Below are 17,304 nucleotides of genomic sequence, written 5' to 3'. Positions count from 1 at the left end.
GGATACTTCTGTGAGCACTAAAACCATCATCAGCACCGACAAGGCCCCAGCGGCCATTGGCCCCTACTCGCAAGCGGTAAAAACCGGCAACATGGTGTTTTTGTCGGGCCAGATCCCATTGATCCCCGAAACCATGGAAATGATCGAAGGCGGGATAAGCGAACAGAGCCAGCAAGTGTTTAAAAATTTGACCGCCGTTGCCGAGGCCGCTGGCGGCAGTTTGAACGATGCAGTAAAAGTGAATATCTCCCTCACCGACCTCGGCGACTTTGCTGCCGTAAACGAGGTGATGGCGTCGGTATTTGATGAGCCCTACCCCGCGCGCGCCTGCGTACAAGTTGCCGCTTTACCGCGCGGCGCGATGGTGGAGATTGAGGTTATTCTCGCCCTTTAACAGTCAAGCCGACCGCGCGTCGCTGAGCACTTGAACAAAGCCGCTGCGATAGTTGGGGTGCAGGAATTCGTAGCCGCTGTCGCGCAGGCGGCGGTTACTACAGCGCTTGCTGCCGGTTCGCGAAATGGGTGCCCCGTTTTGCCGGTAGGGGACGTCGAGTTGCTCGGCCAACCAGCGCTGCACGGTTTGGATCGCTACCGGCAGGTCGTCAACACCTAAGTAACAGCTCGCCACTGACTCACCGCCGTCAACCTTATCAATCAAGTGCGCCAGCACCCCGACGCAATCGTCGCGGTGAATACGATTGCTATAGTGCAGTGGCTCATCCGGCACACACTCACCCGCCTTCACCTTAGCGATCATTTGCAAACGCCCCGGGCCATATATACCGGCAAAACGGACAATACTGTGCGGCCAGCCCGTGTCGGCAATCTGCTGTTCTGCTCGCAAAATGCTTTGCCCGGAAAAACGACTGGGGGCCGTCGGGCTGTCTTCGTCGACCCATTCGTGGCCACTCTGGTCATACACACCACTGCTGGAAACAAATAACAGCAGCTTGGGCGGCTCGACGATAGATTCCAAAATCACCGCGAGCGCCTCTTCAAAAATTTTGCGATAGCCTTCCGGATTATAGCCATTGGGCGTGAGCGTCATTACGATGTAGTCGGCCTGCAAAGGCCCCAAAGCGCGTATGCTGCTGGGCTGCGCAAGGTCAGCTGACAAACCCTCTACACCCGTTGGCAACTTGCTACCATCACGGCGCATACCCTGCACATGCCAGCCCTTGGCCAAGTAGCGCGCCGCCAGCCCACCACCAATATCGCCACAACCAACAATCAACAGCCGCTTAGTACTCGCGTTCATGTTCCCACCTTAGTCGGTTCAAGCCCAAGCTCAGCTCAGGCATACTTGGGCACATTCGCCCTCGCAGGTCGGGGAGCATAGCAAAGGGGAACAACAATGACAGCGCTTCCAACACACGTTCGCTGCGTTAACGTCAACGACGACCACAGCCTGGTAATCGGCGAGCAGCCACTGCCTAAATGCGGCGCCGGCGAACTGTTGATTGCCGTGTCTGCTGCGGGTGTTAACCGGCCCGACTTAATGCAGCGCTATGGCCTTTACCCCCCTCCGGCTGACGCCAGTCCGATTCTCGGCTTGGAGGTTGCCGGGCGCGTCGCCGCCATCGGCGAAGGCGTAAACGGCTGGCAAATTGGCGACCGCGTGTGCGCGCTGTGCAACGGCGGTGGCTATAGCGACTACGTCGCCGCGCCCGCCGGGCAGTGCCTACCCATTCCCGCTGCCTTAAATGATGTGCAGGCAGCGGCTCTGCCCGAGACCTACTTCACCGTTTGGCACAATGTCTTTGAGCGCGGCGCCTTGCAACCCGGCGAGTCGTTTTTGGTACACGGCGGCAGCAGCGGTATCGGCACCACCGCCATCGCACTGGCTGGCGCCTTCGGCGCCAAGGTATTCACCACCGCAGGCAGCGCCGAAAAATGCGCCGCCTGCGAATCGCTTGGCGCGAGCATTGCCGTCAATTACCGGGAGCAGGATTTTGTCGAACAACTGCGCGCTGCCACCAACGGTCGCGGTGTCGATGTGATTCTGGATATGGTTGGCGGCGATTATATCCGCCGCGATATCGACCTTGCCGCCGAGGATGGCCGCATTGTTTTTATCGCCTTCCAAGGTGGCTTTGCCGCCGAGCTGAACTTCTTGCCGGTGTTAATGAAGCGGCTCACCCTCAGTGCATCCACCCTCCGCGCGCAGAGCCGAGACCAAAAAGCCGCCATTGCCAACGCCCTACGCGAACGCGTGTGGCCATTGCTGGCTCGCGGTGAGCTGCAGCCCGCCATCGACAGTGTCTACCCCCTTGAGCAGGTTGCCGACGCCCACGCGCGCATGGAGAGCAGCGAGCATATTGGCAAGCTGATACTGGATCTGCAGCGCCAATAGTAGGCAGGCCAGAGTCGTCGGTGTACACTGCAGCGCTATAGTCTAAAACTATCGAACCAGGCAATTTTGTGACGCTAACAGAATTACGCTACATCATCGCGCTCCAGGAAACCGGACATTTTGGCAAGGCCGCCGAGCGCTGCTTTGTCAGCCAACCCACCCTCAGTGTGGCTGTTAAAAAGCTTGAAGAGGAATTAGCGGTAAGCCTGTTCGAACGCAGCCGCGGCCAGGTGACCTGCACACCTATCGGCGAGCAGATTATCGAGCAATCCCGCTATGTGCTGGAACAGAGCGAGCGGATTCGCGAACTGGCCGCTCAGGGACGCGACCCTCTGGGCAGCCCCATGGCGCTTGGCGCCATTCACACCGTCGGCCCCTATCTTTACCCGCGCGCCATTCCTCGCATTCGCGAACTCGCGCCCCAAATGCCACTGTACGTTGAAGAAAATATGACGGCGATTCTTCGCGGCCGCCTGCGCAGTGGCAAGCTCGACGCCATCGTTATTGCCCTGCCCTTCAATGAACCCGAGGTGGTTACCCAAACGCTCTACGACGAGCCGTTTGTGGTGCTGCTACCGGGCGATCACCCACTGGCCGCGAAGTCCCATATTGAGCACAGCGACCTGTATCAGCAAAACGTGTTGCTGTTGGGCGAAGGCCATTGTTTTCGCGACCAAGTGCTCGCCGCTTGCCCCGGACTACAGCAGCACCTGGCCCGCAGTGACCGCCTGCTTCAGTCAGTGGTTGAGGGCAGCTCTTTGGAAACCCTCAAACACATGGTGGCCTCCAAACTTGGCATCAGCATTTTGCCTTTGTCCGCTGCCCAAGTCGGGCCCTACGGCGACGGTATGTTGTGCACTCGGCCCTTTGCCGGCACACCGCCCACGCGGGAAATTGCCCTGGCCTGGCGGGCCAGTTTCCCCCGCCACCAAGCCATCGACGTTATCAGCCAGGCGATCAAAACCGCCCACAGCGATCATCCTTCCACATGACCCAAGCCCTGCACCAACTTGATGTAAGTTCGCTCAAGGGCGTAGGTCCAAAGCTGAGAGAAAAGCTCAAAAAGCTCGGGCTGCACAGTGTGCAAGATCTGCTTTTCCACCTGCCACTGCGCTACCAGGATCGCACCCGCATCTGCCCTATCGGCGCCTTGCGACCCGGCAACGATGTGGTTATCGAAGGCGAAGTACTCGCCGCCGATATCACCTTCGGGCGACGGCGCAGCTTGGTTTGCCGGCTGCGCGACGGCACCGGCACCACAACACTGCGCTTCTTTCACTTCAACGCCGCGCAGAAACAACAACTCAGCAAAGGCGCGAGACTGCGCTGTTTTGGCGAGGCCCGGCGCGGCGCCAGCGGCCTGGAGTTTTACCATCCGGAGTACACCGTTCTGCAAGGGGAGGCAGTCGCTCCCGTCGAAGACCGGCTGACGCCCATTTACCCAAGCACCGAAGGGTTTGCTCAAACCAGCTGGCGAAAACTATGCGGCCAAGCCCTGCACTATCTCGATACTCACCCCATTACCGAATGGCTACCGCAGACGGCACTGCCAGGCCGCTGGACACTGGCTGAGGCACTGCGCTATTTGCATCATCCACCGGCAGACGCCTCGCTTGAGCTACTGCAATCTGGCCAGCATCCCAGTCAGCAGCGCCTCGCCTTTGAGGAATTGCTGGCCCATAACCTGGCGCTGCAGAAATTGCGCGTCGAGGCCCGCCGCTTTGGCGCGCCCCGACTCGACGGCCCCGATGATCTCGAGAACGCCTTTCTCGAAGGCCTGGGTTTCACCCTTACCTCAGCACAGCAGCGTGTTGCCGATGAAATCCGCCGTGACCTACGCCAGGGCGCGCCCATGCTGCGTTTGGTGCAAGGCGATGTCGGCAGTGGCAAAACCGCCGTTGCTGCACTCGCCGCGCTGCGCGCCGCCGCCAGCGGTTATCAGGTTGCCATCATGGCGCCCACCGAGATCCTCGCCGAGCAGCACTTCCACAACTTCAGCCAATGGCTGGCCCCGCTCGATTTGGAGGTTGCCTGGCTCAGCGGCAAGCAAAAAGGCAAGGCCCGAGCCGCCGCCCAACAGCGCGTTGCCGAGCACAAAGCGCACGTCGTGGTAGGCACCCACGCGCTGTTTCAAGACGAGGTAATATTCGCCAAACTCGGCCTGGTTATTGTCGACGAACAACACCGCTTCGGCGTGCACCAGCGCCTCGCTCTCAAACAAAAAGGCGAGGATCAGGTCGGCCATCCCCACCAATTAATTATGACGGCCACCCCCATTCCCAGAACCCTGGCAATGACCGCCTATGCTGACCTGGATACCTCCGTCATCGACGAATTGCCGCCGGGGCGCAGCCCGATCAACACCGTGGTGCTCGCCAATGACCGGCGCGAGCAAATTGTCGAACGGCTGCGCGCCGTCTGCCAAAGTGGCCAACAAGCCTATTGGGTATGCACCTTGATCGAAGAGTCCGACAAGTTACAGGCGCAAGCCGCCGAGGTGAGCTGGCAACAACTCAAGGACGCACTGCCGGAATTGAACGTCGGCTTGGTGCACGGGCGCATGAAAGCCGCCGAAAAGGCCGCCATGATGGCAGACTTCAAGGCCGCAAAAGTCGATTTGCTGGTCGCAACAACGGTTATTGAAGTCGGCGTTGATGTCCCCAACGCCACGCTGATGATTATCGAAAATGCCGAGCGCTTGGGGCTCGCCCAACTCCACCAACTGCGCGGGCGAGTGGGCAGAGGACATCAACAAAGCCATTGCGTACTGCTCTATCAAAGTCCGTTGTCGCGCAATGGCCGCCAGCGCTTATCTGCACTACGCGACAGCAACGACGGCTTTGTCATCGCCGAACAAGACCTGCAACTTCGCGGCCCCGGCGAAGTCCTCGGCACCCGTCAAACCGGGCTAATGAGCTTTAAAATTGCCGACCTGCAACGCGACGAAGACCTACTGGACAGCGTACGAGAACAAGCACGCCTACTCAGTGAGCACCACCCACAAAATGTTCAGCCACTCATCGACCGCTGGCTGGCCGAGCGCACACTTTACGCCAGCGTGTAAATGCCCTAAAAGAATTCGTATTCCAACAGCAGGCGAACCGCCTGATCAGCACTATCATTATCCAGGCCTGCAATCGCCGCCAGTTCCCAACGCAGCGAGCGTCCCGCCGCCAGTTTCACCACGCCATAGAGCGCAGGACCAATGCCTTGGTAATCTTCACCGAGAAACAGCTCCACCCCGGGCTCCAGCGCCGCCCGATAGCGGTAGCGTGCCTGCAGTGCCAAGCGGGTTTCCAGTTCACTGCGCAGACCTTTTTGTTTTTCGTGAATCAGCGAGGCATTGGCAATCCCCTGCCAGGATGCCCAGTCTTTCTGTGCCAGCAGCGAGACGGCCAATTCCCGCTCGTCACCCTCGCGGTCCTGCTCGTATTCCAACTGCAGACCCCAGTCGCTGTCGTACTCCCCCTGCTCGGTGAGCTGCCAGCGCGCCTCCAGTTCAACAGCTTCAATACGGTCGCTGAACTGTGTATCGGCGGCAATCACATAGGCTTCCAGTGCCACTCGCTCGCTGATCGCCGCGCCAAAACCGAGCTTTTGCACATGCAGCCCGTCTGGGGCCTGAAGACCGCCATCAGCCTGTATATAGCGGTACTCCAGCTCTTTCTCCAGGGGCTGCACATAAGGCGAATAAAGACGGTCAACGGGTAAGCCGTCCGCCCACGATGTCGTGCTGACGCTAAGCGCAAGTCCCAAAGCCAGCCGCCTTATCATGATGCGCTCCTGCTTCGCCGCCACTGCCAAAGCAATACTGACGCCATCAATAACACCGCCCCGCTGTAAGCCCACAGTTGCGCGGGCGCGGGTGTCGCCTCATATCCCAGCATGGCGTAAAGAAGCTGTCCGGCAACGCTGTCTTCAGGCAACCAATCCGAGCTGTCCCACGCCATTCCGCTAGGCAGATAATCCGCCTGTACCAGCAGGCCCGACGCCTGCAAGATCATCGCGCCCGCCACCACCGTCAGCAACAGCAAAATCATCCGGTATCCCCACTTGGGCGGCAGCAGACACAGAGCGTAATACAGCAGTGCACCCGCGCTGGCACCAATACCCAGGCCGATCAGTGAACCGCTGTACAGGCTGCTGCGCACTTCATCGTTCTGCTGAAACGCCGAAATATAGAGAAAGACTTCCTCGCCTTCGCGACTCACCGCCACGGCCACAGCGGTTACCATCAGCACACCCATCAACAAAGTATGGGATGACGATTCACGCAGCGCCAGAACGCCGATACACAGCAGCGCCAGATAGACCACCCCGTGCAGAGAGGCCAGAAACAGTTCCTGCCCAACGCCGTCGGCCAACTCGGAAATGGCGCCCATGCTGCGTGCCATGACCAGCGACGCCATCAACCCGGCAAGCACTCCCCACAACAGGCCGCGCCGACTGCCGCCTTGCATCTGTCGCAGCGCGGCCAGCACGCTGATCAACAGCGCCGCTTCCAGCACTTCGCGCAACACAATAATGACACTGGTTAATAACATGGCAGCTTCTCTTTACCGCTATTCGGCGATCATCGTGCCCTGAGCCGTTTTTGGGTTGAACTCGCCAAAAAAGGGATACACCCCCGGCGCCAGCGGGCCGATAAAAATAATCGCCCTGCGCTTACCAAGGATGACCTTTTCGCGGTTCAGCTCATAGCTCTCGAACTCTTCCGGCGTCGGGTCCTGATTGTCGACTCGCAACTTAAACTTGACGTTAGCAGGCACTTTAAGCTGCGAGGGATAAAACAGATGGTCACGAATCACCAGCTCGACCACCGGTTTGTCCGCTAGACAAGCCGCAGATAGCATCAGCAACAGCGTCCCGTTAATGACTGCCCGCAGCATCGGCCCCTCTCCTCTCACCACGCTGCCCTATAAACTGCACACACACCCGCAAGCCACCTTCCGCACGGTTTTCCAGCCGCAGCTCCGCGCCGTGTAACTGGGCAATATGTTCAACGATCGACAAACCCAAGCCGCAGCCGGACTGACCGGAATCGTGCCGATCACCGCCCACGCGATAAAAGCGCTCACGCACTCGCGCCAGTTGTGGCTCCGGAATACCCGGCCCGGAATCGTCCACACAAAGGCTGACCACGCCGTCTGCCTCGCCAATCAACACATCGATATGCGCCCCCGGCTGACTGTATTTATTGGCATTGCGCAGCAGGTTTTCCACCAGAACCCCCAGTGCAAAGCGGTCGCCTTGAATACTCCCCCGGCCACGCAGGCTGAGCTGTTGCTGGCGGGCGTCGATATCGGCAAAGCAGGTACTGCTCACTTCCCTCGCCAGCGCCGCCAGATCAATCGTTTCCCATTGCCGTGGGTAATGCTCGGGGTTGGTCCGGTGCAGCAACAGCAACTGCTCGACCAAATGCGCTAACCGCGACACATCGGCGCTCAGGCAATCCAACGACTCACTGGGTTCGCTCAGCTCGGCACGCAAGTTGTGCAGGTGAATCTGAATCGCGCTAATCGGCGTGCGCAGCTCGTGAGCGGCATCAGCCGAAAACCGCCGCTCCCGCTCAAAGGCCGCATCGAGGCGCTGCAACAACTGGTTGATGGAATCCAGCACCGGCTGCAACTCCTCTGGGGCGCGCTCCACCAACACCGGACTGAAATCATCGCTGCGCTTGCCGCGCAGCAGACTCGCCAGCCGGGTCAGACTGCTCAGCCCGCGACCGACAATCAGCCACAGCAGCAAGCCCACTATCGGCACCACCAGCAGCACCGGCGCCACCGACTCCATAATCACGTTCTCGGCAAGCTGATAACGCAGGTCAAGGCGCTCGGCGACAATCACCGTGCGCAGTGGCTCGCCACCGCGCCGCTGCAACATGCGCCAGCGGTAGCCCCCTGCATTGTATTCAGAAAACCCGTCGGGCAGTTGCAGCGCGGTCGCGGGCATCTGCACTGAGCGCCAGCGCAGCTTTCCCTCGGCATCGACCACCTGAAAGGCCTGAAGCTGCTCGTCCACCGGCGGCGAAGTGCCATCGGGCAGCGGCATTGCCAAAAAATGCCCCGCCATGTCGAACAGCTTGTCGTCCAGCAGCTGCTCGGCCTTGGTCATGCTCGCCCGATAGCCGTGCAAGGCCGCGACAAAATTGCTGAGCATCAGCACCGCCAGCAGACTGATCAGCAAGAAGCGACGCAGTGACCTCACGCACCCGGCTCCAGCACATAGCCCACACCGCGAATATTTTTGATAAGCCCGGAGCCCAGTTTTTTGCGCAGATTGTGGATATAGACGTCGATGGTATTGCTGCTGACATCGTCGTCCCAGGTGTAGAGCTTCTCTTCCAGTTGCTCACGGCTGAATACCTGGCCGGGACGATCGGCCAATGCCCGCAGCAGGGCAAACTCCCGGCGCGACAGTTTGACAGGCTCGCCGTGCAGGCTGACCTCATGGCGCGCCAGATTGATCTGCACCGGACCGATATTCAGCTCATTGTCCTGCAACTCGTTGCCGCGACGGCCCAGCACACGGATACGCGCCAGCAATTCCTCCACTGCAAAGGGCTTGGTCAGGTAATCGTCGGCGCCGCTGTCCAGCCCGGAGAGTTTGTCATTGAGGGCATCGCGTGCCGTGAGAATTAGTACCGGCACCGAACTGCCCGCCGCGCGCAACTCGCGCAGCACCGACAGGCCATCCATATCCGGCAGGCCCAGGTCCAGCACCACCATATCGACAGCAGTGTCACGGGCAAAACGCAGCGCCTCGGCGCCATTGTCCACATGGTCAACCGCATGGGCCGCCCGAGCTAAGGCGGTCTTGATGCCGCTGGCCAGCGAGATGTCATCCTCAACCAATAGAATTCGCAAAATCTCGACACCTTTTTTTCATTCTATAGTACCGAGCTTACCCCAATGGAGGTTCAGCATATCCAGCCACTATTAAGAGAAACTTAAGAATACCGCCTGAGGCCAAAAAATATTCGAACACCACACACTGTTGAACCGCCCCCTCTGCAGTGCTGTACTCTTAATTACTTGCAGCAACTCAAGTGGATTTAGCGATGATGACATTCGGCTGGCTGTGCTTTTTTCTATGGGTGCTAAGCGGCAAAGCCCTAGCGTTGGTTTGTGTCTCTTATTCCGGCTACACCGACAAGCAAAGCGCTGACGCCGGCATGCGGGAAATCTATCGATGCATCAAAATGCGTTCAGCGGAGCACGGCCTAACCACCTCGGCAATCCATAAAATTCGCCCACTGTATTGGCTGTATATTTTTTCCAGTTGGCTCAGTGCAGCGCTTCTATGTTGGGTTGTTGTCGGTATTGCGCTTAGCAACCTGGGCTGACGCTTACCACCTAAAACACCAGCTCCACGCATGTGCCTTTTCCCTGCTCACTGTGCACGGCGATCTGCCAGCCGTAGCGGTCACAAATTCTGCGCACCATATTTAGCCCCAGCCCCGTGCCCTCGGTTTTGGTGGTGTAGCTTCGCTCAAAGATATTAGGTAAGTCGGCGGCGGCAATCCCCTTCCCGGTGTCGCGAATACTCAAAGTATCGCCCTTAAGATGAATACTCACTGTGCCGCCAGCACTGTGTTCAATAGCGTTGCGCAGTAAATTTGTCAGGGTGATTTTGAGTAAACTTTCCGGCACCCGCAGCGCCAAGGGCTTATCCACCGTCGTCTTCACGGTAATATCTGCCGCCGAAAACGCCTCCTCTAAATCGTCGACTAACTGGCGTAGCACATCGGCGACTTCGCAACTCGCTTTCTGACTGATTGAGCGCTCCTCTTCACGGGATAGAAATAACGCCGCTTCGATAAACGCCAGCATGTCGCGACACGCGCGACGAATACGGCTGGCAGCGCGCTGCGTCGGCGGGCTAGGCGCATTCGCTTCGATAACATCAACGGCGCCCATCATCACCGAGAGCGGGGTGCGTAATTCGTGACTCGCCGCAGCGGTAAACGAGCGCTCGCGCTCTACGAATTGGTCGATGCGCTCCAAGTAGGTGTCAAACGCTGCGGCAATTTGGCCGATGTCACTGTCATTAAACTCCTGCTGAATTCTCACGTTGCGCTGTGTTGGTGAAAGACTGCTGAGCCGCCCGGACAACCTTCTCACTGGCTCAAGAATGGTATCGGCGGCCTTGCCGGCAATCAGTAACGCCAACACCAAAACAATGACAACGCCCATCAACAGAAAACTAAGCAAGGTGTGCTCCTGACGCTCCCATTCAGAAATGTCGTAGAGCAGATATATTTTTTCGTCGCTGGCCCGCGCGACTTGCAGGTGATACTGCACCCCGTCGAGCAGCACACTGTGGTGTGTTCCCAGGGGCAAGCTGCGAATGGCTTCCGGTAAGTGCTGAGCGTTGCTGCCGCGATAGTAGCGCCACTCATTCAGGAGCGGGTTATTGAGCACACTGGCCTTGTCTGGGTCTTCCACCAACATGTCAATGTGCTTGCCAACGATATTTCCGAAGGTGGCTTTTTCCAATTGCTGCTTGATCAGCAATAGGCCACCGGCAAACAAGGTGCTCGTTGCGGTGACAATAATAGCCGTACTCAGAATTAATCGGCGCCGTAGCGTCTGTACTTTTTTCCCGCTCACTCGCCCCCCAACGCCACCAAGCGATAACCGACACCATGAACGGTATGCAGCAGGTGGGTATCAAATGGTTTATCGATAATTGCTCGCAAGCTGTATATGTGGGTGCGCAATATATCTTTATCGGGCGGATGGTCGCCCCATACACGCTGTTCCAACTGTGCTCGCTTAACCACATTGGGACTGTGCTGCATAAGGCACTGCAACAAGGTGGTTTGAATGGGGTTCAAATCCAGGGCCTGCCCGCCGCGATTAACCTCCAGCGTTTGAAGGTTAAAACTCAGATCGGCAACCTGCATTGTGTTCAATTGCTCGCTGGGATTTAAGCGCTTTAGTAGGGCTAGCAAGCGAGCTTCTAACTCCTTAACGGAAAACGGTTTAACAAGATAATCGTCGGCACCCACCTCAAAACCAAGCAGTTTGTCGTCTAGCTGGTCACGCGCGGTCAACATTATTACCGGCGTCATACCGTGATGGGCTCGCAGGTTTTTACACAGTTCAATGCCGTCCATTTTTGGCAGAGTAAGATCCAACACAATAGCGTCGAAATCTCCTGACAGCGCCAACGCCAAGCCTTGTCTACCGTCCATTGCAAAGTCCAGCTGGTGCCCTCGGGGCTCCAGGTAGTCAGCGATGTTCTCCGCGATATCGCGGTTGTCTTCAACGATCAGTAAGTTCATCGATGTCTTTGCCAGTCCTTGCCTACCTGCCCCTCACCGTCCCACCAATTTATCACGGTAAACGCCAAAAGAATGTCAAATCTCGTTTCATAGATAGCGCCGCAATGTCGACATATTTTTGACAACTGCCCCCGTACCCTAGGGCCTGTTAACACTAACTCTCTGCGGACATGAATGTGAAAGCTCTCTTATTCTTTGGCCGGTGCTGCGCAGTACTCAGCGCGGTTGCTATCGCGCTTCCGGCAACCGCTGCCGCCGTGCATGACGGCGAAGCGGTCGACCACCCTCACACCGAGCATCCCCATCTGGCGGCTAGCCCGACCCTGACTATTGAGCAGGTACTGAATGCCGCGCTGCGCCTTGCACCGGAGCAATCAATGGGCGATGTCTACCAGCAGCAGGCGACCTCACAGCAGCAAGTCAGCCGCCGAATGATCGCCGGACGCCCCCGCCTCAATGCAAGTTATTGGGACGACCAGAACGCCGATGACACAGGCCTGAGGGAAATGGAATTGGACCTGGAGGTAGACCTCTGGCGCTGGGGCGAGCGCAGTAATGCCCAATCGCTGGCGCGAAGCTATGCCAGCGGCGCCGACGCCTGGCGGGACTATCAACGGCTGATCGTCGTTGGCAGGCTGCGCAACGCACTGCACCAACTCAATGCCAGCACGGCGCGCCGGGAGCACGCCGTGAACGCGGTGGCCGACGCCCAGGCACTGCTCGCCGTTAGTGAAAAGCGTTTACGCGCTGGCGATATTTCCCGGGCTGCGCGAATGCAAAGCGAAGCATTGCTGCTTGACGCGCGCCAGCAGCTGCTTAATGCCGATGCAGAATTAGTCGATGCCGAGCGCCTTTACATAACCTTGACCGGTCTGCGGCAGCGCCCGGCGCAATTCAGTGAAACGCCGCCAGCGCGACAAAACATCAGCACACAGCACCCCCGGCTGCGCCTATTGCTGGCGAAACGCCAACAGCAACAGGACCGCCTGAACCAAGCCCGCCACGCTGCCGCAGGAAACACCACGTTGGCGATTGGCGTGCGTCGAGAGCGCGGCAGCAACATAGAGCCAGAGATAGAAAGCCTGGGGCTCAGCCTGTCGATCCCCTTTGGCGGCGCCTCCTATACCGCAGCGGCCAGTTCCAATGCGGCCATTGCATTGAGCGACGCGGACGTTGAGCTAAAGCAGGCGCGACAGCAGTTACAACAGCGCTTTCACGAAGTTGAACACGAGCTTGATGTGATCGCCGAATCGATTACCTATGCCGAGCAGTCACGTGATTTGTCAAAGCGCCAATGGCAAATGGCCAAAAAAGCCTTCGCCACGGGAGAGTCGGATATTCGACCTACCATTGTTGCCCTACAGCACTATCGCGCAAGCCAGTTGCAATGGCAGCTGCTCACGCTGCGTCAGCAAGCCTTGATTTCCTCCCTGAGACAAACCGTTGGAGAAACCCTATGACATTTTTTTTGAATCGCCCCCAGCGCGTATTAACGGCTCTGGCCTTTATAGCGCTACCGGGTTTGTGCTCCGCGGAACGCATTGTCCTGTCAACGGAGGACCAGGCCCGCCTCGGCATTGTTAGCCAAGCGCTAGATGCAGCTGGCAGCCAGTCCGGCATGCGGGTTCCGGCGGTGGTGATCCCCTCGCCCGACACGCCCTCGATTCTACAAAGCCGCTACGCCGGGGTCCTGCAACGCTGGCATCAAACCGGCGGCGCGCAGTTAGAGACCGGAGATATTGTCGCCACACTCAATAGCGCGGAGCTCGCGCAGACACAGCAACAGTGGTTGGACGCCTCGGTCGAGCTTGCAAACCAACAGGCAAAGCTCAAACGCGATCGCGAGCTTTTCGGCGAGGGCATTATTTCCCGTCAGCGTCTGGAACAGACCCAGCGGGCCTACCAGCAAGCTCGCTTCAAACGAGAGGCGACGTATCACCAACTACAGCTCGCCGGCTTTGATACCAAGACCCTGGAAGCGCTGCGCGATGGCCAGGGTAAGCCCGGCGACTATCCGCTGATTGCGCAGCAGCCCGGGCAACTCAATCGTCACTTTATTCGCATTGGCGACCAGGTTGCGGCCGGTCAGACCGTCGCGACGATTACCTCAACGCAAGCACTGTGGTTGCGCGCCACCGTCAGTGCGCCGCTGGCCGATGGCCTGGCACTTGGACAAACACTTCAGGCGACCACGGGAAGCCAACACACGTCGCTGATACTGGTCAGCAAAAACCATCAGCTTAACGATGACACCCAGCGGGTAGAGGTCCTCGCGCGCTTCACCGAGGCCACCGACCTTCGCCCCGGTCAGAGCCTGAGCCTGGTGCTCTCAAGTGTGCACAGCGGTGTTCGAGTGCCCGCTAGCGCAGTCACCCACAGCGGCTCGATCACCTCTATCTACCTGCGCAATAACGAAGGTTTTGAGAAGCGCGATGTGCAGCTAACGCCGCTCGGTGCAGACTACCTTGCCACCGACACACTTGCGCCCGGCGACATTGTCGCCGTTGAGGGAACCGCGCAACTCAAAGGCATAACACTGGGCCTGGGAGGCGGCGAATAATGCTCTCACAACTGGTTCAGTTCTCGCTTAGCCAACGGCTGTTAATCGGCCTGCTCACCCTATTGCTAATCGGCTTGGGCGGCCGAGCGGTTACAAATATCGCTATCGATGCCTTTCCTGATATTTCACCAACGCAGGTCAAGATCATTATCAAGTCGCCGGGCATGACACCGGAGGAAGTTGAAAATCTGATTACCCAACCCATCGAGGTGGAGCTGCTGGGCATCGCGCGCCAATCCATGCTGCGCTCCATTTCCAAGTACGCCCTGTCCGCCATCACCCTCGATTTTGAAGAGGGCACCGATATTTACTGGGCGCGCCAACAAGTCGCCGAGCGCATGAATAATATCTGGGACGAACTGCCTGCCGGTATCAGCGGTGGGCTGGCGCCCATGAGTACCCCGCTCGGCGATATGTTTATGTTTACTGTCGACAACCCCACCATGTCACTGAGTGAGCGCCGCTACGTACTTGACTGGACGATACGACCGGCGCTGCGCACCGTGGAGGGTGTGGCCGATGTAAACGCGCTGGGCGGCTTCGTTAAAACCTATGAAGTGGCGCCGCGTCGCGCCGATATGGCGACACTGAAAGTCAGCACCGAGCAGATTATTGAGGCCCTGCAACGCAATAACCGCAACGATGGCGCGGGGCGACTCGACCAAGGTGAAGAGGCCATTCTGGTGCGCGTGGCTGGCGCGCTCACCTCGCTGGAGGAAATCGCAAACATTCGTATCAGCAATGTCGATGGCAACAGCTTTGCCCTGCGTCAATTGGCCGATATTCGACTCGGTGCCATGGAGCGTTACGGCTCAGTGACCGTAGATGGAAACAGCGAGGCGGTGCAAGGGCTCGTCATTGGCCTGCGCGGCGCGAATGCCCGCCATGTAGTGGAAGGCGTAAAGGAAAAGCTGGCTGAGCTGCAGCCGGCACTGCCAGACGGCACCGAATTAAATGTGTTCTACGACCGCAGCCAGCTCATTGAACAAGCAACAGGCACCGTCGGCGAGGCGCTATTACAAGCGGTTTTGTTGGTGCTGATTGTGCTCGGCCTATTTCTCGGCAACGTGCGCGCCGCGCTCACCGTGGCCAGCATTTTGCCGTTGTCGGCACTGTTTACCTTTTTCATGATGGATCAAATGGGCATGAGCGCCAATTTGATGAGCCTGGGCGGCTTAGTCATCGCGATCGGCATGTTAGTGGACTCCGCCATTGTCGTGGTTGAAAACATGGTCTCACTAATGGCCAGGCATCAAACCACTACCGCGTCTTCACGTCGCTTGCCACTGCTGCATATTCTGTTTCGCGCCGTGAAAGATGTCGCCGTGCCGGTGACCTCTGGCGTGGTCATCATCGTCATCGTCTTCCTGCCGCTGCTTACGTTAGAGGGCTTGGAGGGCAAGCTGTTTGTTCCCGTGGCGCTGACCATCGTCTTCGCATTATTTGGGGCGCTGGCCATGTCGCTAACCGTGATACCGGTGATCGCCTCGCTCCTGCTAAAGAAAACCAGCGATCGAGAGCCGTGGCTAAGCCGAAAACTCATCGCCCTGTATGCCCCGCTACTGGACAAAGCCCTGCAACGACCGGCTATTGTGGTCGCCTTTGCCGCTGCACTGCTGGCCGGTATGGCGCTGCTCTTTCCCTTTGTGGGCAAGACCTTTATGCCAACCATGGACGAGGGTGACCTCATTGTGCAGCTTGAATCAATTCCGTCGGTAAACCTCGACAGTGGCATTCGCATGGTGCAGCAGGTGGAGCGGGCGCTGCTTGAAAACGTCGATGAAATTGCACGTATTGTTTCTCGTAGTGGTTCCGATGAAATCGGCATGGACCCAATGGGTCTGAACGAAACGGATGTGTTCCTTCAGCTCAAACCACGCGACCAATGGCAGGTTGCAGACAAGGCGGCATTGCAAGAAAAAATGCGCGCGGTGCTCGAGCAATTCCCGGGAATCAATTACGGCTTTACCCAGCCCATTGATATGCGCGTGTCAGAAATGCTTACCGGGTCGCGGGGCGATATTGCCATTAAAGTGTTTGGGCCCGACCTCAAAACACTTAACCGCTTGGCGCAGGCAATTAGCGAAGTGGTGAGCACTGTCGACGGCGCCGTCGACACCACCGCCACCCTCAATGAAGGTGCGCAGTATTTGCAGGTGAATATCGACCGCCTGCGCGCGGGTCAACTCGGCCTCAATGCCGATACCCTGCAGCGGCGCCTGCGTGCCGAAATCGAAGGTTTACCCCTTGGCAATATTATTGAACATAGTGCCCGGGTTCCGCTGTTACTGCGCTTTGAAACCCCCCTTGGTGATGGCATGGCCCAGCTGCAAAACAGCTTGCTCACACTGCCCAACGGCAAGGTGGTACCGCTGTCTTCTCTGGCGAGTATCGAACTCACCGATGGTCCGGTTGGCGTATCACGTGAGACCGGTCGGCGCTTCGCCGTTGTGCGCAGTAACGTGGCGGGGCGCGACTTAGTCGGCTTTGTGGATGAAGCCAAAACGGCTATCGCAGCGCAGCTATCTCTCCCCGAAGGTTACTCGCTGATGTGGGGCGGTCAGTTTGAAAACCAGCAGCGCGCCGCCGCGCGCCTGGGCTTGGTGGTGCCAGTTGCCTTGGGGCTCATCGCCTTGTTGCTATTTATTACATTTGGCTCACTCAAACAGACCCTGATCATTCTCTCGAATATTCCCTTCGCCCTCACGGGTGGCGTGGTCGCGCTCTGGCTCACCGGAGAGTTTCTGTCGGTACCCGCCTCGGTGGGCTTTATTGCGCTGCTGGGTATCGCGGTGATGAACGGCGTGGTGATGATGTCCTACTTCAATCAGTTGCGCGCCAAGGGGCTGGATATACAAACCGTGGTCACCGAGGGCGCAGTGCGCCGACTGCGCCCGGTGATGATGACCGCGACGACCTGCGCGCTGGGACTGGTGCCGCTGTTATTGGCCAGCGGCCCCGGTTCAGAAATACAGAAGCCGCTGGCGATTGTGGTCATCGGCGGGCTGATCAGCTCCACCCTGCTGACCCTGTTCCTGCTGCCGATTATTTATCGCCGCTTTCACCAAGCCCTTCCCGACAACGCCAGAAGCGCCTAGGAGT

At 58.3% G+C, this 17,304-nt stretch carries 16 protein-coding genes; 8 read left to right on the top strand and 8 right to left on the bottom strand.

The window, feature by feature from the left end; all coding sequences use genetic code 11:
* The first annotated feature begins 10 nt into the window (after positions 1-10).
* The gene (locus B3K78_RS10895; RefSeq protein ID WP_204997093.1) at positions 11-394 is read left to right on the top strand and encodes a RidA family protein; all 384 of its coding nucleotides are present in this window, start codon (positions 11-13) and stop codon (positions 392-394) included.
* A 3-nt stretch (positions 395-397) separates the two neighbouring features.
* Here the strand turns inward: B3K78_RS10895 and B3K78_RS10890 are convergent, their stop codons facing one another.
* Complete coding sequence (locus B3K78_RS10890) at positions 398-1,258, bottom strand: SDR family oxidoreductase (protein WP_286695474.1); 861 nt, start codon at positions 1,256-1,258, stop codon at positions 398-400.
* Between the two features lie 96 nt (positions 1,259-1,354).
* Between B3K78_RS10890 and B3K78_RS10885 the strand changes: the two genes are divergently transcribed.
* From B3K78_RS10885 to recG, 3 genes are all read left to right on the top strand, one after another.
* Complete coding sequence (locus B3K78_RS10885) at positions 1,355-2,353, top strand: NAD(P)H-quinone oxidoreductase (protein ID WP_286695473.1); 999 nt, start codon at positions 1,355-1,357, stop codon at positions 2,351-2,353.
* A 68-nt stretch (positions 2,354-2,421) separates the two neighbouring features.
* Positions 2,422-3,345 carry a hydrogen peroxide-inducible genes activator gene (locus B3K78_RS10880; RefSeq protein ID WP_286695472.1) on the top strand — a complete coding sequence of 308 codons (924 nt, stop codon included), beginning with the start codon at positions 2,422-2,424 and terminating at the stop codon, positions 3,343-3,345.
* Positions 3,342-5,417 carry an ATP-dependent DNA helicase RecG gene (recG, locus tag B3K78_RS10875; RefSeq protein WP_286695471.1) on the top strand — a complete coding sequence of 692 codons (2,076 nt, stop codon included), beginning with the start codon at positions 3,342-3,344 and terminating at the stop codon, positions 5,415-5,417. The genes B3K78_RS10880 and recG overlap by 4 nt, the downstream gene beginning before the upstream one ends.
* Before the next feature lie 5 nt (positions 5,418-5,422).
* Here the strand turns inward: recG and B3K78_RS10870 are convergent, their stop codons facing one another.
* The 5 genes from B3K78_RS10870 to B3K78_RS10850 are packed head-to-tail and all read right to left on the bottom strand — an operon-like array spanning position 5,423 to position 9,219.
* Positions 5,423-6,127, bottom strand: coding sequence for a hypothetical protein (locus B3K78_RS10870; RefSeq protein WP_286695470.1), 705 nt, complete (start codon positions 6,125-6,127; stop codon positions 5,423-5,425).
* The gene (locus tag B3K78_RS10865; protein WP_286695469.1) at positions 6,124-6,897 is read right to left on the bottom strand and encodes an FTR1 family protein; all 774 of its coding nucleotides are present in this window, start codon (positions 6,895-6,897) and stop codon (positions 6,124-6,126) included. The genes B3K78_RS10870 and B3K78_RS10865 overlap by 4 nt, the downstream gene beginning before the upstream one ends.
* A gap of 18 nt (positions 6,898-6,915) precedes the next feature.
* Positions 6,916-7,242 (bottom strand): cupredoxin domain-containing protein, encoded by a 327-nt coding sequence (locus B3K78_RS10860; protein ID WP_286695468.1) that lies wholly within the window; start codon positions 7,240-7,242, stop codon positions 6,916-6,918.
* Positions 7,223-8,560, bottom strand: coding sequence for an ATP-binding protein (locus tag B3K78_RS10855; RefSeq protein ID WP_286695467.1), 1,338 nt, complete (start codon positions 8,558-8,560; stop codon positions 7,223-7,225). Before B3K78_RS10855 ends, B3K78_RS10860 begins: the two co-directional genes overlap by 20 nt.
* The gene (locus B3K78_RS10850) at positions 8,557-9,219 is read right to left on the bottom strand and encodes a response regulator (protein ID WP_286695466.1); all 663 of its coding nucleotides are present in this window, start codon (positions 9,217-9,219) and stop codon (positions 8,557-8,559) included. Before B3K78_RS10850 ends, B3K78_RS10855 begins: the two co-directional genes overlap by 4 nt.
* A gap of 194 nt (positions 9,220-9,413) precedes the next feature.
* Here B3K78_RS10850 and B3K78_RS10845 point away from each other — a divergent pair, with 194 nt between their 5' ends.
* The gene (locus B3K78_RS10845) at positions 9,414-9,698 is read left to right on the top strand and encodes a hypothetical protein (RefSeq protein ID WP_286695465.1); all 285 of its coding nucleotides are present in this window, start codon (positions 9,414-9,416) and stop codon (positions 9,696-9,698) included.
* 10 nt (positions 9,699-9,708) lie between these two features.
* Here the strand turns inward: B3K78_RS10845 and B3K78_RS10840 are convergent, their stop codons facing one another.
* On the bottom strand, positions 9,709-10,965 hold the full coding sequence (locus B3K78_RS10840) for a sensor histidine kinase (protein ID WP_286695464.1): 1,257 nt from the start codon (positions 10,963-10,965) through the stop codon (positions 9,709-9,711).
* A complete protein-coding gene (locus B3K78_RS10835; protein WP_286695463.1) occupies positions 10,962-11,642 on the bottom strand; it encodes a response regulator transcription factor in 681 nt (226 codons plus the stop codon). Before B3K78_RS10835 ends, B3K78_RS10840 begins: the two co-directional genes overlap by 4 nt.
* Positions 11,643-11,818: 176 nt before the next feature.
* On the opposite strand from B3K78_RS10835, the gene B3K78_RS10830 reads away from it, so the two are divergent.
* From B3K78_RS10830 to B3K78_RS10820, 3 genes are read left to right on the top strand one after another with little or no spacing between them, the layout of a single operon-like run.
* Entirely contained in the window at positions 11,819-13,102 is a 1,284-nt protein-coding gene (locus B3K78_RS10830; RefSeq protein ID WP_286695462.1) for a TolC family protein, read from the top strand.
* Positions 13,099-14,202: an efflux RND transporter periplasmic adaptor subunit gene (locus B3K78_RS10825; protein WP_286695461.1), complete on the top strand. Its 1,104-nt coding sequence runs from the start codon at positions 13,099-13,101 to the stop codon at positions 14,200-14,202. Before B3K78_RS10830 ends, B3K78_RS10825 begins: the two co-directional genes overlap by 4 nt.
* Complete coding sequence (locus B3K78_RS10820; protein ID WP_286695460.1) at positions 14,202-17,300, top strand: efflux RND transporter permease subunit; 3,099 nt, start codon at positions 14,202-14,204, stop codon at positions 17,298-17,300. The genes B3K78_RS10825 and B3K78_RS10820 overlap by 1 nt, the downstream gene beginning before the upstream one ends.
* The last annotated feature ends 4 nt before the right edge of the window (positions 17,301-17,304 follow it).

The organism is Spongiibacter sp. UBA1325, from assembly GCF_002306875.1.
GTDB lineage: Bacteria > Pseudomonadota > Gammaproteobacteria > Pseudomonadales > Spongiibacteraceae > Spongiibacter > Spongiibacter marinus.
Note: the sequence above shows the minus strand (reverse complement) of the source record. Positions and strands in the feature narration are given on the sequence as shown.

What these genes read in the sequence shown, in the direction of transcription:
- B3K78_RS10860 (WP_286695468.1), bottom strand. Translation starts at nt 7,242, where the DNA reads ATGCTGCGGGCAGTCATTAACGGGACGCTGTTGCTGATGCTATCTGCG.
- B3K78_RS10845 (WP_286695465.1), top strand. Translation starts at nt 9,414, where the DNA reads ATGATGACATTCGGCTGGCTGTGCTTTTTTCTATGGGTGCTAAGCGGC.
- B3K78_RS10870 (WP_286695470.1), bottom strand. Translation starts at nt 6,127, where the DNA reads ATGATAAGGCGGCTGGCTTTGGGACTTGCGCTTAGCGTCAGCACGACA.
- B3K78_RS10825 (WP_286695461.1), top strand. Translation starts at nt 13,099, where the DNA reads ATGACATTTTTTTTGAATCGCCCCCAGCGCGTATTAACGGCTCTGGCC.
- B3K78_RS10890 (WP_286695474.1), bottom strand. Translation starts at nt 1,258, where the DNA reads ATGAACGCGAGTACTAAGCGGCTGTTGATTGTTGGTTGTGGCGATATT.
- B3K78_RS10885 (WP_286695473.1), top strand. Translation starts at nt 1,355, where the DNA reads ATGACAGCGCTTCCAACACACGTTCGCTGCGTTAACGTCAACGACGAC.
- recG (WP_286695471.1), top strand. Translation starts at nt 3,342, where the DNA reads ATGACCCAAGCCCTGCACCAACTTGATGTAAGTTCGCTCAAGGGCGTA.
- B3K78_RS10865 (WP_286695469.1), bottom strand. Translation starts at nt 6,897, where the DNA reads ATGTTATTAACCAGTGTCATTATTGTGTTGCGCGAAGTGCTGGAAGCG.
- B3K78_RS10820 (WP_286695460.1), top strand. Translation starts at nt 14,202, where the DNA reads ATGCTCTCACAACTGGTTCAGTTCTCGCTTAGCCAACGGCTGTTAATC.
- B3K78_RS10835 (WP_286695463.1), bottom strand. Translation starts at nt 11,642, where the DNA reads ATGAACTTACTGATCGTTGAAGACAACCGCGATATCGCGGAGAACATC.